The 23,442-nt window shown below is 63.3% G+C and carries 22 protein-coding genes; 2 read left to right on the plus strand and 20 right to left on the minus strand.

All coding sequences use genetic code 11. From position 1 onward, the window contains the following. Window positions 1–40 precede the first annotated feature (40 nt). From dctM to K5Q02_RS18620, 5 genes are all read right to left on the minus strand, one after another. Window positions 41–1,324: a C4-dicarboxylate TRAP transporter large permease protein DctM gene (dctM, locus tag K5Q02_RS18600; RefSeq protein ID WP_225833006.1), complete on the minus strand. Its 1,284-nt coding sequence runs from the start codon at window positions 1,322–1,324 to the stop codon at window positions 41–43. Then, on the minus strand, window positions 1,321–1,953 hold the full coding sequence (locus tag K5Q02_RS18605) for a TRAP transporter small permease (RefSeq protein WP_225833008.1): 633 nt from the start codon (window positions 1,951–1,953) through the stop codon (window positions 1,321–1,323). Before K5Q02_RS18605 ends, dctM begins: the two co-directional genes overlap by 4 nt. Before the next feature lie 336 nt (window positions 1,954–2,289). Then, window positions 2,290–2,667 (minus strand): VOC family protein, encoded by a 378-nt coding sequence (locus K5Q02_RS18610; RefSeq protein WP_225833010.1) that lies wholly within the window; start codon window positions 2,665–2,667, stop codon window positions 2,290–2,292. Window positions 2,668–2,692: 25 nt separating this feature from the next. Continuing rightward, entirely contained in the window at window positions 2,693–3,697 is a 1,005-nt protein-coding gene (locus K5Q02_RS18615) for a DctP family TRAP transporter solute-binding subunit (protein ID WP_329959541.1), read from the minus strand. Window positions 3,698–3,788: 91 nt separating this feature from the next. Beyond that, window positions 3,789–4,718 carry a LysR family transcriptional regulator gene (locus K5Q02_RS18620; RefSeq protein ID WP_225839748.1) on the minus strand — a complete coding sequence of 310 codons (930 nt, stop codon included), beginning with the start codon at window positions 4,716–4,718 and terminating at the stop codon, window positions 3,789–3,791. A 178-nt stretch (window positions 4,719–4,896) separates the two neighbouring features. Here K5Q02_RS18620 and K5Q02_RS18625 point away from each other — a divergent pair, with 178 nt between their 5' ends. Both K5Q02_RS18625 and K5Q02_RS18630 read left to right on the plus strand, forming a co-directional pair. After that, window positions 4,897–6,102 carry a CaiB/BaiF CoA transferase family protein gene (locus tag K5Q02_RS18625; protein ID WP_225833012.1) on the plus strand — a complete coding sequence of 402 codons (1,206 nt, stop codon included), beginning with the start codon at window positions 4,897–4,899 and terminating at the stop codon, window positions 6,100–6,102. 158 nt (window positions 6,103–6,260) lie between these two features. Continuing rightward, complete coding sequence (locus tag K5Q02_RS18630) at window positions 6,261–7,196, plus strand: hydroxymethylglutaryl-CoA lyase (protein ID WP_225833013.1); 936 nt, start codon at window positions 6,261–6,263, stop codon at window positions 7,194–7,196. Between the two features lie 172 nt (window positions 7,197–7,368). Here K5Q02_RS18630 and K5Q02_RS18635 read toward each other — a convergent pair whose 3' ends face one another. The 15 genes from K5Q02_RS18635 to K5Q02_RS18705 all read right to left on the minus strand — a co-directional run bounded on the left by K5Q02_RS18635 (window position 7,369) and on the right by K5Q02_RS18705 (window position 23,304). After that, window positions 7,369–8,898 carry a DHA2 family efflux MFS transporter permease subunit gene (locus K5Q02_RS18635; RefSeq protein ID WP_042556097.1) on the minus strand — a complete coding sequence of 510 codons (1,530 nt, stop codon included), beginning with the start codon at window positions 8,896–8,898 and terminating at the stop codon, window positions 7,369–7,371. Window position 8,899: 1 nt separating this feature from the next. Beyond that, complete coding sequence (locus tag K5Q02_RS18640; RefSeq protein WP_225833015.1) at window positions 8,900–10,096, minus strand: efflux RND transporter periplasmic adaptor subunit; 1,197 nt, start codon at window positions 10,094–10,096, stop codon at window positions 8,900–8,902. Window positions 10,097–10,105: 9 nt separating this feature from the next. Then, window positions 10,106–11,551, minus strand: coding sequence for an efflux transporter outer membrane subunit (locus K5Q02_RS18645; protein WP_225833017.1), 1,446 nt, complete (start codon window positions 11,549–11,551; stop codon window positions 10,106–10,108). Next, window positions 11,551–12,018, minus strand: coding sequence for a MarR family winged helix-turn-helix transcriptional regulator (locus K5Q02_RS18650; protein WP_225833018.1), 468 nt, complete (start codon window positions 12,016–12,018; stop codon window positions 11,551–11,553). The genes K5Q02_RS18645 and K5Q02_RS18650 overlap by 1 nt, the downstream gene beginning before the upstream one ends. Window positions 12,019–12,358: 340 nt before the next feature. Then, window positions 12,359–13,027, minus strand: coding sequence for a nitroreductase (locus K5Q02_RS18655; RefSeq protein ID WP_225833019.1), 669 nt, complete (start codon window positions 13,025–13,027; stop codon window positions 12,359–12,361). Window positions 13,028–13,120: 93 nt separating this feature from the next. Continuing rightward, window positions 13,121–14,122, minus strand: a complete 1,002-nt coding sequence (locus K5Q02_RS18660; RefSeq protein WP_225833022.1) for a TRAP transporter substrate-binding protein — start codon at window positions 14,120–14,122, stop codon at window positions 13,121–13,123. A 164-nt stretch (window positions 14,123–14,286) separates the two neighbouring features. Then, entirely contained in the window at window positions 14,287–15,039 is a 753-nt protein-coding gene (locus tag K5Q02_RS18665) for an SDR family oxidoreductase (RefSeq protein WP_225833024.1), read from the minus strand. Between the two features lie 87 nt (window positions 15,040–15,126). Then, on the minus strand, window positions 15,127–16,251 hold the full coding sequence (locus K5Q02_RS18670) for a zinc-dependent alcohol dehydrogenase family protein (RefSeq protein ID WP_225833026.1): 1,125 nt from the start codon (window positions 16,249–16,251) through the stop codon (window positions 15,127–15,129). 36 nt (window positions 16,252–16,287) lie between these two features. Then, entirely contained in the window at window positions 16,288–17,721 is a 1,434-nt protein-coding gene (locus K5Q02_RS18675; RefSeq protein WP_225833028.1) for an aldehyde dehydrogenase family protein, read from the minus strand. Beyond that, window positions 17,718–18,434 carry an ABC transporter ATP-binding protein gene (locus tag K5Q02_RS18680; protein WP_225833030.1) on the minus strand — a complete coding sequence of 239 codons (717 nt, stop codon included), beginning with the start codon at window positions 18,432–18,434 and terminating at the stop codon, window positions 17,718–17,720. Before K5Q02_RS18680 ends, K5Q02_RS18675 begins: the two co-directional genes overlap by 4 nt. Window positions 18,435–18,445: 11 nt before the next feature. After that, window positions 18,446–19,186, minus strand: a complete 741-nt coding sequence (locus tag K5Q02_RS18685; RefSeq protein ID WP_092370482.1) for an ABC transporter ATP-binding protein — start codon at window positions 19,184–19,186, stop codon at window positions 18,446–18,448. Next, window positions 19,183–20,127: a branched-chain amino acid ABC transporter permease gene (locus tag K5Q02_RS18690; protein ID WP_225833032.1), complete on the minus strand. Its 945-nt coding sequence runs from the start codon at window positions 20,125–20,127 to the stop codon at window positions 19,183–19,185. The genes K5Q02_RS18685 and K5Q02_RS18690 overlap by 4 nt, the downstream gene beginning before the upstream one ends. Beyond that, on the minus strand, window positions 20,127–21,023 hold the full coding sequence (locus tag K5Q02_RS18695) for a branched-chain amino acid ABC transporter permease (protein ID WP_225833034.1): 897 nt from the start codon (window positions 21,021–21,023) through the stop codon (window positions 20,127–20,129). The genes K5Q02_RS18690 and K5Q02_RS18695 overlap by 1 nt, the downstream gene beginning before the upstream one ends. 2 nt (window positions 21,024–21,025) lie before the next feature. Continuing rightward, window positions 21,026–22,330, minus strand: a complete 1,305-nt coding sequence (locus K5Q02_RS18700; protein ID WP_225833036.1) for an ABC transporter substrate-binding protein — start codon at window positions 22,328–22,330, stop codon at window positions 21,026–21,028. A gap of 155 nt (window positions 22,331–22,485) precedes the next feature. Next, window positions 22,486–23,304, minus strand: a complete 819-nt coding sequence (locus K5Q02_RS18705) for an HpcH/HpaI aldolase/citrate lyase family protein (protein WP_225833039.1) — start codon at window positions 23,302–23,304, stop codon at window positions 22,486–22,488. Between the last annotated feature and the right edge of the window lie 138 nt (window positions 23,305–23,442).

Raw genomic sequence — 23,442 nt, forward strand, 5'->3', positions numbered from 1 at the left:
GGCCTCCTGCCGAGCAGGAAGCGCCTTGCGCAGTGAACTCTTAGTTCATGCCCAGGAAGTTCGGCAAGCCCAGCGAAATGAACGGTACGTAGGTGACCAGGATCAGGAACGCCAGCATCACCAGCAGCCACGGCGATACCGCGCGCACCACGCGGGTCAGCGGCATGCCGGTGACCGCCGAGGTGACGAACAGGTTCAGGCCCGTGGGCGGCGTGATCAGGCCGATCTCCATGTTCACCACCATGATGATGCCCAGGTGGATCGGGTCGATGCCCAACTGCATGGCGATCGGGAACAGGATCGGCGCCAGGATCAGGATGATCGCCGACGGCTCCATGAAGGTACCGGCGACCAGCAGCACGATGTTCACCACGATCAGGAACTCGATCGGGCTGAAGCCCTGGTCGACGACCCAGGCGGTGATCGACTGCGGGATCTGTTCGGTGGTCAGTACGTGGGCGAACAGCATGGCGTTGGCGATGATGAACATCAGCACCACGCTCAGCTTGCCGGCCTCGACGAACACCTTCGGGCACTCGCGAACGGTCATGTCCTTGTAGATGAAGATCGCCACGAAGGCCGCATACACCGCAGCCACCGCAGCGGCTTCGGTCGGCGTGAACATGCCCGAGTAGATACCGCCGAGGATGATCACGATCAGCGCCAGCCCCCAACCGGCCTTGCGCCCGGCAGTGAGGATCTCGGCCATCGACGCGCGCGGCAGCGACGGCATGTTCTTCACCCGGGCGATGATGTAGATGGTGATCATCAGGAACACGCCCAGCAGCAGGCCCGGCACCACACCGGCCATGAACAGCTTGCCCACCGAAGTCTCGGTCGCCGTGGCGTAGACCACCATGACGATCGACGGCGGAATCAGGATGCCCAGGGTACCGGCGTTACAGACGATACCGGCGGCGAACTCCTTCTTGTAGCCCGAGCGCACCATGCCGGCGATGACGATCGAACCGACCGCCGCCACCGTGGCCGGCGACGAGCCGCTCAGCGCAGCGAACAGCATGCACGCCAGGATCGCGGCGATGGCCAGGCCACCCTTGATGTGGCCGACGCAGGCGTTGGCGAAGTCGATCAGCCGACGGGCCACGCCGCCGCTGGTCATGAACGCGCCAGACAACAGAAAGAATGGAATCGCCAGCAGCGTGTAGTGCTCGCTGGTCTCGAACAGCTTGATCGCCAGCGAACGCACCGAGTCGTTGCTGAAGAACAGGATGGTCATGGCCCCGGACAAGCCCAGGGAAATCGCCACCGGAATGCCGATGAACATCAGCGCGAACAGGGCGACGAACAGAAATGCGATGGTCATCGTTTAGCCTCCGTCTCTTCGGCGAGTTTGATGGCGTCTTCGACTTCGCCGTGACCACCAAAACCAATCTGCTTGTCCTGAATCACCCGCACCAACACCTGGGCGAAACGCAGGAACATGAGAGAGAAGCCAATCGGCACGATCATCACGATGTGCCACTGCTGGACGCCGAAGCGATCCAGATCCTCGGCACCGGTGCCGATGTTGTACAGCACCGCGACCCACTGCTCGCTGGAGTAGGCCATCAGCGCGCAATAGGCCAGGCAGATGACCAGCGCCAGAATCGCCACGGCCTTCTGCAGGGCAGGCTTGAACAGGCGCACCAACAGGTCGACGCCGATGTGCGCACCGATGCGCACGCCCCAGGCCAGGCCGACGAAGATCAGCCAACCGAACATGGCCTTGGTCAGGGCCACGCTCCAGGTCATTTCCTGGGCAACATAAAGAATGCCGTCGCCAATGCTGAACATCGCATCGTTGGCGAACGGCAGGGAATCACCCAGGGCGTAGAACAGCCCGTAGAGATTGTTGAATACCACGTACGAGAAGGTGACCAGGGTCATCGCCGCGAGAAGAAACGCCACGGCGATTTCCTCGAGCTGATCCCACAGGCGCTGCAAAGCTGTCATCAGCGGTCTCCCAGAGAGAGTTGTTGTAATTGTTTTGGCAAGCCGACTCTAACCCCGCCGTCTGGCGGGCAGTTATTCACGATTGGTAAACGCGGCCTTCGGCGTGGGCGAATAGCCTTCAGTGGCAAAGGACTGGAGGCATCCGTGCGGAAAAACCTAACGGCTAGAAAGTGGCGATAGCGGTCGGCCGCGGTTCTCGTGTAGGAGCCAGCTTGCTGGCGATCAGGGCCACCGCCGATACGGTGTTGTATCAACAATCGCATCGCCAGCAAGCTGGCTCCTACAGGTCATGCCACCGGCCGCCTCTACACTTTCCGCTGCCCGACCAAGCCACCCTCACACCAACTCAGCTATCTCGATCAGATTCAGGTCGGGGTCGCGCAGGTACACCGAACGGATCGGCCCCGTGGCGCCGGTGCGCATCACCGGCCCTTCGATGATCGGCCAACCGACTCGCTGCAGGTGCGCGATCACCTCGTCCAGGGGCTGACTGGCGATGAAGCACAGGTCCAGCGCACCCGGCACCGGCAGGTGAGCCTTGGGCTCGAACTCCTTCCCACGCACGTGCAGGTTGATCTTCTGATTGCCGAAGCAGAACGCCTTGCGGCCATTGCCGAAGGTCTCCAGGCGCATGCCCAGCACCTCGACATAGAAGTGCGTGGTTGCGTCGGCGTCGGTAGCGGTCAGTACCAGATGATCCAGGTGGTCGAGCATGGCGGTCTCCGTGTTCGGTGATGACTTACTGGCCGGCTGCGTTGGCTGCCTGGGCCGCTTCGATCAGGTCGCTGCCGATCTTGCCTTCGTACTCCTTCCAAATCGGCCGCATGACGTCGCGCCATTGTGCCCGCTCCTCGTCGCTGAGGGTAATCAGCTCATGCTTGCCGCTGGCCAGGATCTGCTCCTTGTCCTTCTCGTTGAGCGCCAGCGCCTGGCGATTCACTTCGACGGTGACCTCATCGATGATGCTGCTCAGCTCGCCGCGCACATCCTCTGGCAAGCCGTTCCAGAATGCCGCATTGGTGATCAGCATGTAGTTGCCGACGGCATGGTTGGATTCGATCATGTACTGCTGCACTTCATAGTGGCGCTGGCTGAAAATGTTCGACCAGGGATTGTCGGAGGCGTTAATCACCCCGGTCTGCAGGCCCTGATAGATCTCGGCGAAAGCCATCTTGCGCGGCACCGCACGCAGCGCACTGATCTGCGCCGCTTGCAGATCCGAAGGCTGCACGCGGAATTTCATGCCGCGGGCGTCGCTCGGCACGTGCAATGGTTTGTTGGCGGTGAACTGACGCATGCCGTTGAGCCAGTAGGCCAGGCCGAGAATGCCGTTGTTCTCCAGGCTGTGCAGCAGCTCCTGACCCTTGGCCGACTGCTCGAAACGCTGGGACGCAGCGGCGTTGTCGAACAGGAACATCAGGTCGAAGATCTGCACCCGCGGCTGGTACTTTTCCAGTTTCACCGGCGCAGGCGCCAGCAGTTGCACGTCGTCGAGCAACAGCGCCTCCATCTCCTTGCCATCGCCGAACAGCGAGGAGTTGGGATAGACCTCTACGCGCGCCTTGCCGGCCAGGCGCTCCTTGACCAGCTTTTGCAGCATGCGCGCGCCCTGCCCCTTGGGCGTCTGGTCGGAAGCGACGTGGGCGAATTTGATGACGATTTCTTCGGCCTGCACAGCGGCGCCGAACGCCATAGCGGTAGAAAGCAGCACGCAGGACAAGCTGCGGCAGAGTAAGCGCGACATGAGGCGATCTCCTGTTGTTGTTAGTACGGAGGGTCTGTGCCCTACCGGATGCCTTTGTTCGCGACGAACTCTACTGCAGCGCCGAGGGCGACTAAATTCTTGATTGGCCAAGCCTGCCTTCGTGGTTGCCGAAGGCAGGGCCGCTAGCGAGATGATCGACCATCTGCCGGGCAATCAACGACAGGTTGTCGTAGTGCCTGACGCAGATGTTCAATTCGCGGATCGCCCAGGCGTCCTCGATCTCCACGGCACGCACCGCCATGCCCGGCAGATAGGTGCGCACCGCCTGCTCGGGGAGGATGCCGATACCCATGCCGGTGTGGATCATCCGGCAGATCGCTTCGAAGCTGCGCACCTGGATACGCACCCGCAAATGCGCACCGACCTGCTGCGCCGCCTCACTAATCAGTGCGTGCAGCGACGCTTCCTTCTGCAGGCCGATGAAGTCGTAGCCCACGGTCTCCAGCAACGTCACCCGTTCGCGCGTCGCCAGGGGATGCTCGCTGGGTACCACCAGCACCAATCGGTCGCGGCGGTAGGGGAAAACCTGCACGCCGTCGGCCTGTACGTGGCCGGCGAAGATGCCGATATCGGTCAACCCCTCGCGCACGGCGTGGACGATCTCGCTGCTGACCCGCTCTTCCAGATCGATACGAATCTGCGGGTGCTGGGCGGTGAAGGCGCTAAGATCCTCGGGCAGAAAGGCGATCACCGCCGAGGTGTTGGCGTGGATGCGCACATGGCCGTTGATACCTTCGCTGAACTCGCTGAGGTCGGCCTGCATGTGCTGGATGTTGTCCAGCAGATTGCGCGCGTGGTGCAGTAAAGCATCGCCGGCCGGCGTCAACGCCACGCCTTTTGGCTGGCGATACAGCAACGGCGTGCGCAGGTGCGCCTCGAGGTCGCTGATGCGCTTGCTCACCGCCGCCAGCGCCAGGTGCTCGCGCTCGGCGGCACGGGTCAGGCTGCGCTCATCGGCAATGGCCACGAACAGCTTGAGGGTCAGAAAATCCACGCGCATGGCAGGCTCCGCTTCGTGATTGGCGAAAGGCTCACCGCCACGGCTGGCGCCGGGCAGGAGCGGCCACACCATAAGCCTTCGCGAGATACGAAGCCAGACTTGGCGATTGACTGATTGCGGCAAGGCCCGCCGTGGGCGATGCTCGGCGCCATCGACCCAAGTCATCGGGAATTCGCACATGTCTGCCGACTCAACCGTTACACCCATGGCCCTGGCTGGGCTCAAGGTCATCGAAATGGGCCAGCTGATTGCCGGCCCCTTCGCCAGCAAGATGCTCGGCGAATTCGGCGCCGAGGTGATCAAGATCGAACCGCCGGGTATCGGCGATCCGCTGCGCAAATGGCGCAAGATCAAGGACGGCACTTCGCTCTGGTGGCACGTACAGTCACGCAACAAGCAGTCGCTGACCCTCAATCTCAAGGAAGCGGAAGGCCAGGACATCGTCCGTCGCCTGGTCGCCGAAGCCGACATCCTGGTGGAGAACTTCCGCCCCGGCACATTGGAAGAATGGGGTCTGGGTTGGGAAGAGCTGTCACGCATCAACCCGCGCCTGATCATGCTGCGCATCTCCGGCTACGGACAGACCGGCCCTTACCGCGACCTGCCAGGCTTCGGCGTGATCGGCGAAGCCATGGGCGGCCTGCGCCACCTGTCCGGCTACCCCGGCCAGGCACCGGTACGGGTCGGCGTGAGCATCGGCGACTCGCTGTCATCGCTGTATGGGGTGATCGGCGTACTGCTCGCCCTGCAGGAGCGCAACCGCAGCGGCCAGGGCCAGCAGATCGACGTCGCCCTGTACGAATCGGTGTTCGCCATGATGGAAAGCCTGGTGCCCGAATACGATGCCTTCGGCTATGTGCGGGAACCGGCTGGCAGCGCCCTGCCCGGCATCACCCCTTCCAACTCCTACCCGTGCAACGACGGCAGCTACTTGCTGATCGCCGGCAATGGCGACAGCATCTACAAGCGCCTGATGAACCTGATCGGCCGCGTCGATCTGGCCGACGATCCGCGCCTGGCCCAGAACGACGGGCGCAGTCAGCACGCTGAGATGATCGATGCCGCCATTGGCGAATGGACAGCCCAGCGTGGCCGCGACGAAGTGATCGACGCGCTCAAAGGCGCACGGGTGCCGGCGGGTTATCCCTACACCGCCGCCGATATCGTCAGCGACCCCCATTACCTGGCGCGACAGATGATCGAGACGGTACGCACCAGCGCCGGCCCGCTGAAAGTGCCTGGGGTGCTGCCAAAACTCAGCCGTACCCCAGGGCGCATCGGCGAAGGTGGCCCGCAGCTCGGTGAACACACCGATGACGTCTTGGCCGGCTTGGGCCTGAGCGACGAGCAGGTCAAGGGCCTGCGCGAGCGCGGGATTATCTGAGCAGGTGGATACCGATGGCTCCCACGCTCTGCGTGGTAGCCAAGCCCCGGACGCTCCGCGTCCGCCGTAGATAGCAGGACGCAGAGCGTCCCAAGATGCATTCCCACGCAGAGCATGGGAACGATCACTACGGCACCCGACACAACCAGGACTTCCCCATGACCAAACACCTTTATATCCAGGACGTCGCCACCCGTGACGGCTTCCAGATCGAAGCGGCCTTCGTGCCGACCGAAGCCAAGATCGCCCTCATCGACAAGCTGTCGCAGACCGGCCTGGCGAAGATCGAAGTCACTTCGTTCACCTCGCCCAAGGCGATTCCCAACCTGCGCGATGCCGAAGAAGTGATGCGCGGCATTCAGCGTGTCGACGGTGTGGAATACACCGTGCTGGTACCCAATGTACGCGGCTGCGAACGGGCACTGTCGTGCCAGGTGGATGAGATCAACCTGGTGATGTCGGCCAGTGACACCCACGGCCTGGCCAACCTGCGCATGACGCCGGAACAGTCCCTGGCCCAGTTTCGCGAGATCATCGAAGCCACTCGCGGCAGCGGGGTGTTCATCAATGCATCGCTGTCGACCACCTTCGGCTGTCCCTTCGAGGGCGCGGTGCCCGAGGCGCGCGTTCAGGAGTTGACCCAGCGACTGCTCGATCTCGGCGTTCAGGGCGTAACCCTCTGTGACACCACCGGTATGGCCGATCCAGCCCAGGTCGAACGCATCTGTCGCGAGTCGCTGCAGCGCTGGCCCGAGGCGGTGTTCACCGCGCATTTCCACAATACCCGTGGCATGGGCCTGGCCAACGCCCTGGCAGCGCTGAATGCCGGCATCGACCGCTTCGACGCATCGCTCGGCGGGCTCGGCGGCTGCCCCTATGCGCCAGGCGCCAGCGGCAATATCTGCACGGAAGATCTGGTACACATGTTCCAGCGCATGGGCCTGGATACCGGTGTCGACCTTGATGCGCTACTGGCAGCGGCGGCCGCCCTGCCCGAGCTGATCGGCCATGACGTGCCGGGCGCGATCCTCAAGGCCGGCACTTCAGAGCGCCGTTATCCGAAACCGAAATGGATGAGCGAAGAGAACGCCTGATCGCGGATGTGGCTGTTATTCCACCACCATCCCCGGGTATCGCTACGCTCAACGCCGGGCTACATGCTGGATGTAGGAGCCCGCTTGCGGGCGAAGCGATTGCGGCCATTCAGAACAATCCGCATCACGGCAGCCAATCGCAGGCTCATTCATTAGCACGTGAACGCGGCTTTCAATGCCCGCCGCCCGACTCCGCTGCGCCCTTGGCGGAGAACGGTGGTTTGGCCAGGTAGATGATCAGGATCAGGCCAAAGAACAGCCAGCCCATCAACGTGAAGTAATCCACGGTCGAGAGCATGTAGGCCTGACTCTCCACCACCCGATCGATCTGCAGGTAGGCCGATTGCGAGGCGCCGCCGAGCTGTTCCAGATACTGGTGAGTGGCCGGGTCGTAGGGCGTGACGTGCTCGGTCAGTTGCGCGTGGTGATAGATCTCCCGCCGATGCCAGATCCAGGTGGTCAGCGACGAGGCGAAGCTGCCGCCCAGCACGCGCAGGAAGGTGGCCAGGCCGGAGCCGTCGGCGATGTCCTTCGGCGGCAGGCTGGAGAGCAGAATGCTGGTGGTGGGCATGAAGAACAGCGCGATTCCCAGGCCCATGAACACTTGCACCTCGGCGATATGCCGATAGTCCACCTCGGTGTTGAACGAGGCCCGCATGAAGCACGACGCGCCAATCACCAGAAACGATCCGCCGGCCAGCAGGCGCAGGTCGAACTTGTGCGCGTACTTGCCCACCAGCGGCGACAGGAACAGCGGCAGGATGCCGATCGGCGCTGCCGCGAGCCCAGCCCAGATCGGCGTGTAACCCAACTGGGTCTGCAACCACTGCGGCAGCAGCAAGTTGATGCCGAAGAACCCGGAGTAACCGAGCACCAGCGCCAGGGTGCCGAAGGTGAAGTTGCGGTACATGAACAGGCGCAGGTTGATGATCGGATGCTGATCGGTCAGCTCCCAGATCACCAACGCCACCAGCGAGACCACCGACACGGCCGTACCGATCTGGATGAAAGTCGACTCGAACCAGTCCAGGTCGTTGCCCTTGTCGAGCACCACCTGCAGCATGCCGACACCCAGTACCAGCAGCGCCAGGCCGATGTAGTCGATGGGCTGGTGGACGATGGTCTCCGGCCGTTTGCGCAGCTGCGCCCAGACCACGAAGGTGGCCAGAATGCCGATCGGTATGTTGATGAAGAAGATCCACGGCCAGCTGTAACTGTCGGTAATCCAGCCGCCGGCAATCGGCCCGATGATCGGTGCGACCACCGTGACCATTGCCAGCAGCGCCAAGGCCATACCCCGCTTGGCGCTGGGAAAGATCGCCAGCAGCAGCGTCTGCGCCATCGGGTACAGCGGGCCGGCGACCAACCCCTGCAGGGCGCGGAACACCACCAGTTCGGGCATCGAACGGGCGATCCCGCAGAGAAACGAGGTGATCACGAACAGCACCACCGCGGCGAGGAACAGCTTCACCTCGCCAAAGCGCCGCGCCAGCCAGCCGGTCAGCGGCAAGGCGATGGCGTTGCACACGGCGAACGAGGTGATCACCCAGGTGCCCTGCTCCGAGCTGACGCCCAGGTTGCCGGAAATGGTCGGCAGGGCGACGTTGGCGATGGTGGTGTCGAGCACCTGCATGAAGGTCGCCAGGGAGATGCCGATGGTGGCCAGCAGCATGCTGGCCGGGCGAAAGTTGGCGTCGCTCATGTCAGCCCTGCTTCGCCTGAGTGGCGGTCGAGGCCTGGGCCGGGCCATTGGCGTGAATGATGCGTTCGATCAGCGCATCGGCCTCGACCAGCGGCGCGTCGTAGACAGCGGTGCTGAAGCGCGGCTCGCTTGGCATCTGGGTGGACAGCTGGGCACCGCTCTGGTCATGCAGATCCACGGTCACCGCGGTGGACAGGCCGATACGCAGCGGATGGCTCTGCAGTGCTTCTTCATCCAGGCGGATGCGCACGGGCAAGCGCTGCACGATCTTGATCCAGTTGCCGCTGGCGTTCTGCGCCGGCAGCAGGGAGAAGGCACTGCCCGTGCCTACGCCGAGGCTCTCGACGTGGCCCTGATAGGTCACTTCATCGCCATACAGATCGGCCTCGACAGTCACCGGTTGGCCGATGCGCATCTCGCGCAGCTGGGTTTCCTTGAAGTTGGCGTCGATCCAGATTTCATGCAGCGGCACCACGGCCATCAACGCGGTACCGGGCTGAATGCGGCTACCAACCTGTACCGAACGGCGTGCCACGTAACCGCTGACCGGCGCCACCAGGGTGCTACGGGCGTTGTTGAGGAAGGCCTGGCGCAGTTGTGCGGCGGCACTTTTCACGTCCGGGTGGGAGGCGATCACGGTGTCATCGACCAGCGCCTGGTTGGTATCGAGCTGCTGCTGGGCGGAGGTCAGCGCACTCTGCGCACTGCTCAGGGTGTCCTGGGCGTGGGCCAGCTCCTCACGGGAAATCGCCCCCTTACTGGCCAGGGTCACGCGTCGTTGGTAGTCGGCCTTGGCGCGCTGCACGTCGATCTTGCGCGAGGCCACCTGGGCCTTGTAGCTGTCGACATTGCTGAACAGCCCGCGCACTTGACGCACCGTACGCGCCAGGTTGGCCTCGGCGCTCTGCTGGGCCACTTGGGTGTCGGCCGGGTCCAGCCACACCAGCGGCTGACCGGCTTCGACATAGTCACCGTCATCCACGGCGATGCGCGTGACGGTGCCGGTGATCTGCGGAGTGATCTGCACCAGATTGCCGCCAACATAGGCGTCGTCGGTCTCTTCGTAGAAACGGCCGTACAGCTCGTGGTAGGCGAAGATCGCCACGCTGCACAGCACGACGATGACGCCGAGGCCCAGCAGGAGGCGTTTGCGTTTGCCCGAATTAGGAGCAGCGGGAGTGGCTTGAGATTCGGTCATGGCGAGTACTCAGCGTGCGGAAGTGGATGACGGAGCGGCAGCTTCGAAGCCACCACCCAGGGCCTGCATCAGCAGCACCGAAGCGTCGATACGCTCGGCACGCAGATTGGCCAGTTGACGTTCGCTCTGCAGCAGTTGCTGCTCGACGCTCAGCGCATCGAGGTAATTGCCGATGCCATCGGCATAGCGCTGCATGGCGATGTCGTAGGAACTGCGGGCGATGTCACGGGCCCGTTGTTGCTGCTCGATCTGCTGTTCGAGGGAACGGATGCGGCTGATGCCATCACCGATATCGCCCAGGGCGCCGACCAGGGTCTGGTTGTACTGCGCCACGGCCACGTCGTAATCGGCGTTGCGCCCAGCCAGCGCGGCGCGCCGGGCGCCCCCGTCGAAGATCGGCAGGCTGAGGGCCGGGCCGACGCTGAAGAAGCGGCTGGCGCCACCGAACATGGCATCGCCGAGCAGCGATTTGCTGCCTGCGGCAACGCTCAGGTTGAGGTTGGGGTAGAAGTCGGCCTTGCTGGCATCGATGTCGCGGGTGGCTGCCTCGACGCGCCAACGCGCAGCGACCAGGTCAGGGCGACGACCGAGCAGTTCGGCCGGCACGTTGGCCGGCAGGCTGACCGCCGTGGGGGCGATCAGCTGCGGCCGGGGCAGCGTGGCGCCGCGATCCGGGCCCTGGCCGAGCATCACGGCCAGGCGGATGCGCGCGCTGTCCACCTGCTGGGTGGCGGCGGTCAGGCTGGCTTCGGCGGCGGCTTCCAGGCTCTGGGTCTGTTGCAACTGGTATTCGCTGTCGAGGCCGGCATCGACCCGGCTGCGGGCCAGGTCGAGCATGTCGCGGCTGCGCTTGAGGTCCTGCTCGGCAAGATCCTGAGTGGCGTAGGCCAGGCCGAGGTCGTTGTAGGCGCGGGTGACGTCCGCAGCCAGGGTCAGGCGCGCACCCTGGCGATCCACCTCACTGGCACGGGCACGGCCCAGCGCCGCTTCCCAGGCGGCACGCTCGCCACCCCAGAGATCGAAGCGGTAGCCACCCTCCAGCGACAGACTGCGCAAAGTGCCGTAGCGCCCGCCCTGCCCGCTGGGGTCATCGACCCGGGCAGAGCGTGAGCGGGTGACGTTGGCATTGGCATCCAGAGTCGGCTGGCGCTGCGCATCGGCAGCCAGCACGGCAGCGTTGGCTTGGCGGGCACGGGCATCAGCGACCTGCAGATCCGGGTTGCTGCGCAGAGCTTCTTCGATCAGCCCGCTCAACTGCGCATCACCCAGGCGATTCCACCAGTCGCTCGCCGGCCAGGCAGCCGGCGACAGGTTCGCGGTAAAGGTCTGCCCCTGCAGACTGGCGGCATTCAGGGTATGACCTTCGGTATGCAGGCCCTCCTGCGAGGCACAGCCGGCCAGCAGCAAAGCGCTGAAAATCAGGGTCAGTGGGGTACGCAACGGCATGGTGTTCATCATTCTCCTGGCACATGCGGCAACGCATCGGCGGCCATCAGCATTTTTTTCAACAGGCGTTGGAATTCGTCGAGTTCGGCGCGGCTCAGGCAGCCAGTCAGCTCATTGGTGGCATCCGCGGCGATCTGCGGCACCCGCACGCCGAGGGCATTGCCCGCCTCGGTGAGCGTGAGGCGCACCTGGCGGCGATCCTCAACGCTGCGCTCGCGAGTCAGCAGGCCCTTCTGCTCCAGGCGGTCGAGCATGCGGGTCATCGCCCCGCTGTCGAGGCTGAGCAGGCGGACCAGATCGGCGGGGCTACTGGCGCGGCTCTGACTGATCAGCAGCACCACCTTGAACTGCGCGGCAGTGACGCCGTGATCCACCAGATAGCGCTCCAGCATGCGGTCCTTGAGCTGATTGATCAGCGCAATGAGGTGGCCGGGTGAGTGCTGCAGCGAGAACCGCTCGCGGTCGAAATGTGGCATCGGAAATTACCTGCCCAGGCAGTGAATGCCATGCAGATTACTGCCCAGGCAGCGAACAGCCCAATTACATTTCGTAATACTTGTTATCAATTTCAGAAATACTTTGAAATATTCAAGGGTTTTGAAAGGACTGCTTGGGGCTGGGTGGGTTCAGGGGATTTGTTGGGAGGAAGATGATTGCGGGGGAGATTAGAGGGGGCTTGCAACAGGGGCGATGGCCCTGGGTTTCGCGGGCTCAATCCAGGCTACGGTCGGGTAGCCCGGCGTCGAGCGAAGCGACACCCGGGATCAGTGGCAGATGCGATTCAGCTGAGCCGTTGCGCATTTCAATGCGCCGTCCTCATTCCACAAAGGTGCAGAAAGCCTCCAGGGGCAGGCGCTCGCTGACCAGTCGATTGACCGGCGCTTCAGGGTCGGCATAGCCCACGGCGATGGCGCAATGCAGCATGTGCTCGGCAGGTATCGACAGAAAACGCTCGACGCTCAGGTGGTAGCGCGCCCAGCAAGCCTGCGGGCAGCTGTCCAGGCCGTGTTCCTTGAGCAGCAACATCAGGCTCTGCTGATACATGCCCAGATCAGCCCACTGCCCCGGCCCCATGCAGCGGTCGACCGAGAAGAACAGCGCACAGGGCGCCTCGAAGAAGCGAAAATTGCGGGCGAACCAGGCCAGCCGCGCAGCCTTGTCTTCACGGCCAATGCCGAGCAGCGCGTACATCTGCTCGCCTACTTCGAACCGTGAGGTGCGGTAGGGCTCCTGCAGCGGCTGCGGGTAGACCTGATAATCCGCCGGATCGGGTTGGGGATCGTCCTCCAGCCGCAGTGTGATGTGTTGACGGAAACGCTCCAGCGCCTCGCCCTGCAGCACATGGATGCGCCAAGGCTGCAGGTTGCCACTGGAAGGCGCGCGGGCTGCCTGTTCGAGCAATTCGCGTAACAATTCAGTCGCCACCGGGCGATCCAAAAAGGCCCGTGTACTGCGCCGCTCACGTAGCGCCTGGCTGACGTTCATCCGCTCTCCTCGCTTGTAATGAATACGCCATCAAAACAAAGGCCGCCTCCTGATGGAAGCGGCCTTGGGTGCTGCCTCTACGTTCGCCAGCAATCACTGCGCCTGGTTGGATGCCTCGGCGGCCTTGATCAGGTCGGCGCCAATATCGCTTTCGAATTTCTTCCAGACCGGGCGCATGGCTTCGCGCCATTGTTCGCGCTGCTCAGGCGTCAGTTGGATGATCTCACTGGTGCCCGCCTTGACGATCGCGGCACGGGCTTCCTTGTTGAGGTCATCGGCCTGACGGTTCACCTCGGCGGTCACCTCGACCATGACCTTGTCCAGCTCGCTGCGTACATCCTCCGGCAGGCTGTTCCAGAACTTGGTGTTGGTAATCACCATGTAATCGATCAGGCCATGGTTGGATTCGGTGAAGAACGGCTGCACCTCGTGCACTTTCTGGCTGAAGTAGTTCGACCAGGTGTTCTCGGTGCCGTTGACCACGCCGGTCTGCAGGCCCTGGTAGACCTCGGCAAAACTCATCTTGCGCGGCGCGGCACGCAGCACCTTGAACTGTTCGTCGAGCACCGCGGAAGCCTGTACGCGGAATTTCAGGCCACGAGCATCCTTGGGCTCGTGCAACGCCTTGTTCGCTGACAGTTGCTTCAGGCCGTTGTGCCAGTAGGCCAGGCCAGTGATGCCCTTGCCTTCCATGCTGGTCAGCAACGCCTTGCCCTGTGGACTGGCCTGGAAGCGGTCGACCGCCTCCATATTGTCGAACAGAAACGGCAGGTCGAATATCTGCATCGGCTTGGCGTAATGCTCGAACTTGGCCAGCGAAGGCGCCAGCAACTGCACGTCACCGAGCAGCAGCGCTTCCATCTCCTTGCCATCACCGAACAGCGAGGAGTTCGGATAAACCTCCACCTTGACCCGACCTGGCAAACGCTCTTCGGCCAGCTTCTTGAACAGCAGCGCGCCCTGCCCCTTCGGCGTGTGCTCGGCGACCACGTGGGCAAACTTGATGCTGATCGGATCGCCACTGGCAGCGTGTAGTACACCGGCGACGGAAAGGGATACGGCGCAAACCAGCGCCTTCATGGAAAGCTTGAGCATGGGTGACCTCATATTGTTTTTGTAATGGTGCGCAGGGACGCTCGCGGCAGCGTGGCGTCCCTCTCGAAAAAGCGTCAGGAACAGAGTGGCCCGGTGGCCGCGTGAGGAGAATCCGTTTTTAGCGAAGACGGCGTTCGAGTGAGTCGAACGCCGTCGTGAAGCCCCTAAACCACTCGCCCCCCATCCACGGGCAGCTCCACACCGTTGAGAAATGCAGCTTCATCACTGGCCAGGAACACCGCGACCGCAGCGATATCCGAAGGCTTCGACAGACGCCCGAGGGGAATCGTGGCGACGAAGCGGGCACGGTTTTCCGGGGTATCCGGCATGCCCATGAAATCTTCCAGCAGGGCCGTTTCGCCCATCACCGGGCAGATATTGTTGACCCGTATGCCATCAGGCCCGAGCTCCACGGCGAGGGATTTCGACAGCAGATTGACCGCCCCCTTCGAGCCGTTGTACCAGGTCAGCCCCGGCCGTGGCCGAATACCCGCGACCGAGCCGACGTTGATGATCGAGCCGTTCTTGCGCTCGCGCATCAGCGGCACCACGGCCTTGACCATGTGGAAGATCGATTTGACGTTGACCGCGAATACCCGGTCGAACGTCTTCTCGTCGACATTCATGAGCGGCTGGTTGCGGTGCGTGGTGCCGGCGTTGTTAACCACGATATCGGGAATGCCGAAGGTGTCCACGCAAAGCTGTACGGCGGCCTGCACCTGCTCGCCATTGGTGACGTCGCAGGTCGCCGCGCAAGCGTTGGGACCGAGTTCCTCAGCCAGACGCTGGGCTGCCTCGCCATTGATGTCGGCCAGCACGACCTTGGCGCCGGCTTCGATATAGCTGCGCGCGATACCGGCACCAAAACCACTGGCCGCACCGGTGACGATGGCGATCTTGTTAGTCAGCTGGGGCATTTTTGTTTCCCTCTCAGTGCATGAACTGCGCGGCCCACAGCGGCGCCGCACTCGATAATGGGTAGAAACCTGGCCGGAGCCGGTTATTCAAAAAACGATCAGGTCACGCAGCCCACTGCCACTGGCCAATCGGTCGAAGCCGGCATTGATATCGTCGAGCTTGAGCTTTTCGCCGATCAAGCGGTTCACCGGCAGCTTGCCGGCCCGGTAAAGCCCCACGTAGCGCGGGATGTCGCGAGCGGGTATGCAGGAGCCGATGTAACTGCCCTTGATCGTCCGTTCCTCGGCGGTCAGCGACAGCTGCTGCAACGGCCACTGATCGTTTGGGTGGGGCAGCCCGGCGGTCACCGTGGTGCCGCCACGTCGGGTAGCGGCGTAAGCCAGCTGCATCGCCGGCACCGAACCGGCGAACTCAAAGGCGTAGTCGACACCGCCCTTGGTCAGTTCGCGAATGCGTGCCACGGCATCGGCATCCCGCGCATTCACCACATGGGTCGCGCCCAGCGCCAGAGCCAGGTCGAGCTTGCTGTCATGCACGTCCACCGCCACGATCGGGTTGGCGCCCGCCGCCAGCGCACCAAGCAAGGCGCTGAGGCCTACGCCCCCCAAACCGACGATCAGCGCTGACGCGCCGGGACGAACCTGGCCGGTATTGACCACCGCGCCGACGCCGGTAAGCACCGCGCAGCCGAACACAGCCGCCTCGACCGGATCAATATCGTCGCCAATCGGGATGCACGAGCGGGCGGAAACCACCGCGTACTCGGAGAATGCCGAGACGCCGCAATGGTGATTGACCGTCGCCCCGGCCTGGCTCAGGCGATGCCCGCCCTGCAGCAGCTCGCCCTTGCCATTGGCGCCATTGCCGGGTTCGCAGAGTGCTGGGCGGCCCTCCATGCAGGGCGAGCAGTGACCACAGCTGGGCACGAAGACCAACGCGACTTTCTGCCCGGGGCGTACGTTGTCGACGCCGGAACCGACTTCGACCACCTCGCCGCTGGCTTCATGCCCAAGGGCCATGGGCAGCGGGCGCGGACGAACGCCGGTGATGACCGACAGATCGGAATGGCAGAGGCCGGCGGCAATCATCTTCACCAGCACCTCGCCCGGCCCAGGCGGGGCCAGTTCGAGTTCGCTGATAACCAGCGGCTTGCTGTCCGCGAAAGGGCCTTCGGCGACCATTTCACGGAGTACGGCGGAGCGGATTTTCATTGTTGTTTCTCCAGCGCGAAGTTGTCGGATCGGCGATCAACCGTGGTGGCTGACCACCGTCTTGGTGACGCTGAACTCCTCCAGTGCGAGAAAGCCCTTCTCGCGCCCGTGGCCGCTCTTGCGCACACCGCCGAACGGCAGCTCGACGCCGCCCCCGGCGCCGTAGCAGTTGATGAAAACCTGGCCACCGACCAGGCGACGCGCCAGGCGCTGCTGACGCGCGCCGTTCTCCGTCCAGATGGCCGCCACCAGGCCGTATTCGGTGCCATTGGCCAGGGCCACGGCGTCGTCTTCGTCATCGAATGGCAACGCCGCCAATACCGGGCCGAACACTTCCTCGGTGGCCAACCGGTGATCACGCGGCACCGGCCCATAGAGCCGGGGTGCCACGTACCAGCCGTTGCTGGGCAGCCCTTCATCCCTACGGCCCTCCGCCGCCAGCGGCAGCCCACTGGCATCGCAATCGGCGATGAATGACTTGACCCGCTCGAACTGCGCACGGGTGATGATCGGGCCGCAATCGGGCGAAGCATCGGGAGCGCCCACACGCATTTCGCGGAAGCGTGCGGCGACCTTTTCCAGCACGCTGTCGAACACCTCGCGCTGGATCAGCAGGCGGCTGCCGGCCGAACAGGTCTGACCGGCGTTCTGAATGATTGCGCCAACGATGATCGGTACCGCCTTGTCCAGATCGGCATCGGCGAACACCAGTTGTGGTGACTTGCCGCCCAGCTCCAGCACGCATTTGACGTGGTTCTGCGCGGCGGCCTGCTGCACCTGCACGCCCACCTGAGGCGAGCCGGTGAAGGTGATCAGGTTGATGTCCGGATGCTCCGATAACGCAGCACCTGCTTCGCGGCCGAGCCCGGTGACGATATTCAGCGCCCCCGCCGGCAAACCGGCCTCGACCGCCAGTTCGGCGATACGCAGGGAGGTCATGCAGGCATCTTCCGCCGGTTTGACCACCGAGGCGTTGCCCATGGCCAGCGCCGGGCAGATGGTGCGCCCGAGCATCTGCGCCGGGTAATTCCAGGGAATGATGTGCGCCACCACGCCATACGCCTCGCGCACCACGCTCACCGAATAGCCGGGCAGATAAGGAATCACCTGACCGTGCACCTTGTCCGCAGCACCACCGTAGAACTCGAAGTAACGGGCCAGCGCCTCGATGTCCTTGCGTGCCAGGGCCAGCGGCTTGCCGGTATCACGCGCCTCGATCTTTGCCAGCTCGTCGATGTGCTCCAGCACCTTGTTGCCGATTCGCACCAGCACGCGGCCGCGCTCGGTTGCGCTGTAGCGCCCCCATTCACCTTCAAAGGCCTTGCGCGCGGCTTTCACTGCCAGGTCGATATCGCCAGCCTGGCCACGGCCGATTTCGGCATAGACCTGGCCGTCGGCCGGCGAGTAGACCGGCAGGGTTTCCTGGCTCAGGGGTGCGCACCAGGCGCCGTCGATGAACAACTTGCTCATGGGTAAGCCTCGAGGGAAAAGGAGGATGAAGAGGATGGTGCCGGCGTGGGCGCTGTCTGGTCAGGCAGCAGTGCCCCGCGCTCGATATGCAGCACGCGATCGGGCAGATCGCGCAGCAGGCTGCCGTTGGATTCGGTGATCACCACGCAGAGTTCGGGTGCGCGTTGTTGCAGACGCTTCAGCGCTTCGCCGTACTGCCCGGCCAGGGCCGGTGCCAGCCCCTGGAAGGGTTCGTCGAGGAGGATCAGGCGAGTGCCGACCATCAGCGCACGGCCGAATGCCGCCATCTTGCCCTGCCCGCCGGACAGCGCAGCACCGGAGCGCGGCAGCATCTCCCTGAGTTGCGGCGCTACCTCCAGGGTCAGCGCCAAGCGGGCGTCCACCTCGGCGCGCGACATGCCGATGACCTGGCAAGGCAGACGCAGGTTTTCTTCCACCGTCAGGGTCGGGAACATCACCCGCTCCTGCGGTGCGTAACCAATTCCCAGGCGCGCTCGACCGTGAGCCGGCACTTTCGCCAGGTCGCTGTCGTCGAGCAGGATGCGCCCACCACGTAACGGCACGAAGCCCATGATCGCGCGCAGCAAGGTGGTCTTGCCGGCCCCGTTGCGGCCGACCACGGCGCTCAGGCTGCCCTGCGGCAGGCTTGCCTGAATCCCGCGCAGCACCGGCGCCTGCAGGATGTCTGCGCTGATGTTTTCGAAATGCAGCATGACGACCTCCTCTACTCGCCCAGAACTTCACGGCGCACATTGGCGTCCGCGAGTACGGTGTCGGGGGAACCATCGGCAGCGATACCACCGGAAATCCAGGCGGCGACGCGGGTGGCGTAACGGCGCACGATATCGACGTCGTGCTCGACGAAGATCGCGGTGACCTTCTTTTCCTCCAGCGCGCCCATGACGATCTCCATCACCCCATGCTTCTCTTCGCTGGATACGCCGCTGGTGGGCTCATCCATGATCAGCAGGCGCGGTTCGAGCATCAGCGACATGGCCACATCGAGCAGCTTGCGCTGCCCCTCCGGCAGGTTCGAAGCAGGCTCATGCTGACGCGCACGCAGATTGACCAGTTCAAGCACACGGTCGACCTCACGGGCATCGGCACTCGAGGCCAGCGAACGCCACCAGGGCATGCGTGACTGCCGGGCCATGCCGGCCAGCTCCAGGCACTGGCGCACACTGTGGTCGAGGAACAGTTGCGGCAGCTGGAACGAGCGGGCCATGCCGCGGCGCACGATATGCCGCGGCGACTTGCCGGTGATGTCCACGCCGTCGAACTCGACGCGCCCCGCGCTGGGACGCAGCAGGCCGGTGCAGATATTGATGAAGGTGGTCTTGCCGGCACCGTTCTGGCCGATCACCGCCAGACGTTCCCCCTCGTGCAACTCGAAGTCGATGCCATTGGCAACCACCAGGCCGCCAAACGCCAGGGTCAGCCCTTCAGTTTTCAATAAGGCGCTCATGCATCACCTCGCAGCGCCTTGCGGCGTTCCGATAGCAGCCCGACCAGGCCCTTGGGCAGGAAATAAATGATCACGATCAGGGTCACGCCGAGAATCATTTGCCAGGCCCCGCTGACCAGCGCAGCGGCGTACATCTTGAGGAACTCGTACAGCAGCGCGCCGACGAAAGCGCCCACCGCGTGGCCCGAACCGCCAAGAATGGCAATGAACACGAACTCGCCAGAACGCAGCCAGTAGCCCATTTCCGGCGTTACCAACCCCTGAGACAGACCAAACAGCGAACCGGCCAGACCACACAGGCCAGCCGACAGCACATAGCCTTGCCAGAGCAGCAATTTGGCGGACACGCCCAGGTATTCGAGGCGCGTTTCGTTGGTCTTGATCGCCGCCAGCGCCTCACCGGCACTAGAGCGGAAGTAGCGCTGCACGCCCCAGATCACTGCCAGCGAAAGGATCACCGCCAGTACCAGCAGGGCACTCTCGAACTCGGTACGGCCCAGCTCGAAGCCGAACAGCGTCGGGCGCTGCACGCGTAACCCATCGGTACCGCCGGTGTAGGCGTAAAACTTGCCGAGCACGGTGAACAGCACCATGGAAATGGCCAGATTCAGCATGCCGAAGAAAATCTCCCGGTAGCGCACCACGAAGGCACCGACCAACATGCCCACGGCGATGCTGGCCAGGGTGCCGAGGATGATCAGCAGCACGCCGTCGAGGCCGCGGAAATGGCTACTCAGGTAAGCCACCACATAGCCGGAGATGCAGGCATACATGGCGTGCCCAAACGAGATCTGCCCAGCGCGCAGCAGCACGCCGATACCCAAAGCGGCCATGCCGTAGCAGAAGGACAGGATCAGCGGAATCTTCAGCCAGGGCATGCTCAGCCCGGTGATCAGCAGCGCGACCCCGGCCACGGTTGCAACAATCATTGAAAGGCGCATCAGATTCTCCTTGCCTGAGCCACGGTGAAAAGGCCCTGGGGGCGTACCAGCAGTACCAGCACCATGATCACGTAGGGCATGACCACTTCCAGCTCGGGGTACAAGTAGACGCAGAACGAGCGTGACAGGCCGATCAACAGCGCCGTGATCAGCGCACCGGAGATCTGCCCGAGCCCGGCCGTGGCCACCACTGCGAAAGACAGCACGATCATGTCGGCACCGATCCCCGGCACCAGCGACGTGGTCGGCGAGGCAAGCGCGCCACCGAGGGCACCGAGCATCGCGCCGACCACGAAGGTCAGGTAAGCGATGCGTTTGGCATTGATGCCCATGGCCGTGGCCACTTCGCGATCATGGGTAACGGCAACGATCTGCCGGCCCATCAACGTGCGATTGAGGAACCACTGCAGCAGTGCATAGACCCCCAGCGCGGCACCTGGCACGAACAACAGCTGGTAGTTCATGTAGATGACGCCCAGTACTTCGGAGGTGCCCATCTGGTTGACCACGTCGGCGACGAAATAGGGCTGGGTGCCCCAGATCATCCGCTGCAGGTCTTCGAAGATCATGAAGGCGCCGAAGGTAACCAGCAGCTGCAGGATCGGATCACGATCCTGGAAGCGCCGCAGCAACAGCATCAGCAGGGTACCGAGCACGATACCCACGACGATCGAGGAGCCGATCAGCGCGGCCAGCGATACCCCGAGGGAACCGCCGCCCAGCCACAGACCGAGCGTGGCGGCAGCATAGCCACCACAGGCATACAGGCTGCCATGGGCGACATTGAGGATGCGTACTACGCCAAAGATGAAGGTGAGTCCCAGCGCGACCAGAAACAGCAGGCCGGCATAGGACACCCCATCCAGCAACGCCAGAATCAGGATGTCCTTGCTCATGGTTACTGCGCCTGTGCGGGTTTGACTGCGTCGATGATCGTCGGCGTTACGGTCTTCAGCCAGTCAGGCGTGTGCTGACCAGCCGGCGTGGTGACGGGCTCGGCTGGCACGATCATGATGTCCTTCAAGACCTTGAAGGAATGCTCGCTGCTGGTCGTGGTAATACCGAACAGTTGCTCTTCCATGCCCTGCCCGTCTTCCGGGCGAATGGTGACCGCACTGGTCAAGCCACGGAACTCCAGGCCACGGAACGCCTCGGCGAGTTGCTCCTCGCTCGGCCAGCCGGCGTTCTGTTTGATCGCCTTGTCATAGGCCGCGACCATAGCGTCCAGTGCCTGCACCATGTGGTACACGGAGTAGATCGGGTAGCTGCCGGTCTTTTCCTTGAACGTGGCGACGAAGGTCTTGTGCTTCTCGTCGTTCAGGTAGCTGGGGTGGAGAAAGTAGTGGTCGCCACGCGCGCCGATCAGCACGCCGTCAGGCAGGGTCTGGCCTAGGCGCTCCAGGGAGCTCTCGCCCAGCGGCAGATAGAACTTGGAGGTACGCAGCAAGCCCCGTTGGCTGGCCTGACGCACGAAGGTGTCGAGGTCACCACCCCAGGAGGTCGACAGCACCACGTCCGGGCGCAGTACCTGCAAACGGCTGACTTCGGCCGAGAAGTCCGGTGCACCGAATTTCGGGAACAGTTCGGCGACGACCTTCACGTCAGGCTTCAATTGGGTCAGTACGGTGCGGAAGATGTCCCAGGAATCGCGGCCCCAGGCGTAATCCTGGTTGACCACGGCAATGGTCTTGAAGTCCGGGTTGACCTTGAGCAGGTAAGCGACTGCCGCGACCATCTCGGTCACCGCGTTGGCCTGGGTGCGAAATACGTAGCGGTAGCCGTGGCCTTCCAGTGCCTTCTCGGTGCCGCAATCCCACATCAGGTTGACTACCTTGAGGTCTTCGGCCACCGGCGCCAGGGTGTTGCAATTGCCGCTGGAGATCGACGCCAGCATCAGCTCGGCCCTCTCCTCCTGCACCACGCGGCGGTACTCGGAAAGCAGGCGGTCGCCGCCTACGCCTTCATCGATGTAGATCGGCTTGATCTTGACGCCATCGATGCCGCCCTTGGCGTTCAGCTCCTCGATGTACATCTGCGCCGCGTCGCGCGCAGGCACACCGAACACCGATGCCGAGCCAGAAAGGAACGTCGTGATGCCGACCTTGAGTTCGGCGGGCTTTTCAGCGGCCTGCACGGCACTGTGAAGTGCCGCCAGGGAAAAAGCAGCGAGCACACCTACTCGTAGAACTGTTTGCTTGAACATGGCTCTGCCTCTGAGGCTGTTGTTTTTGTTTTGAAGCGTACGTCTACAGCTAAGCGCAGGTTGCACAATGCGCCCTGTTTTCAGAATTCACATTTTTTCAAGGTGGCGTTCGGTTTTACTGAACGCCAGAACACCTGTTTCGACCCCCTCCTATTTCACGCACCAGCCAGCGCCAGCAGGCGCTGAGCCCTGAGTAGCACTGGCGCGTCGACCATCTGCCCGTCCACTTGATAGGCGCCAGCCCCACCGCTATCGGCCGCAACCACGCGGCGCGCCCAATCGAGGGTCTGCTCATCCGGCGCCAGGGCGCGGTGAATGGTGTCGACCTGGGCAGGATGGATGCACAGCGCACCGCCAAAGCCCATATCCCGGGCGTGCTGCATGGTGCGGGCCAGACCATCAGCATCGCTGATGGCCGGGTATACGCTATCCAGCGGTGCGGCCAATCCGGCGCCCTGTGAATGCACCAGGATGTGGTAGCGCGCCTGGTCGAGAACGATCTGCGCCGCCGCACTGCCGGTGTTGAGGTTGAGATCCAGAGCCAGGTCCAGCGCCCCAAAGCTCAGGCGATCGACACCTTTGGCCAAGGCGATCTCGGCAAGCATCAACAAGCCTCGGGCACTTTCGATGATCGGCCACACAGGCTTGCCGGTTGCGGCGGCACGCTCGCTCTGCGCCGCGCTTTCAACCTTGGGTAACAGCACGCCGATGACGCCCGCATGGGCGGCGCAGAAATCCAGATCCGCCTCATGCTCGGCATGCTCGGGCGAGTTGACCCGCACTCTCAGCCGCGCTTCGGGGTTGGTTGTCAGGAAGGCACCGAGGTTTTCACGGGCCTGGCGCTTGAGCGGTTCTTCGACAGCATCCTCGAAATCGATGATGACCGTGTCGGCACCGCTGGCCAGTGCCTTGGCGAAGCGATCAGGCCGGCTACCCGGTACGAACAAGGCGCTACGGATGGTTTGTCTGGTCATGGAATCTGCTTCCTGGCGTAAGACTTATTGTTTGGTGATACGGCCAATTGGTGGGCTGAAGCCCACCCTACCCGTATGCCTTTCGTAGGGTGGGCTTTAGCCCACAAAACCGAGCGTGCACGGCCGCCGACTCATGTC

This window comes from Pseudomonas sp. MM211 (assembly GCF_020386635.1).
Lineage (GTDB): Bacteria > Pseudomonadota > Gammaproteobacteria > Pseudomonadales > Pseudomonadaceae > Aquipseudomonas.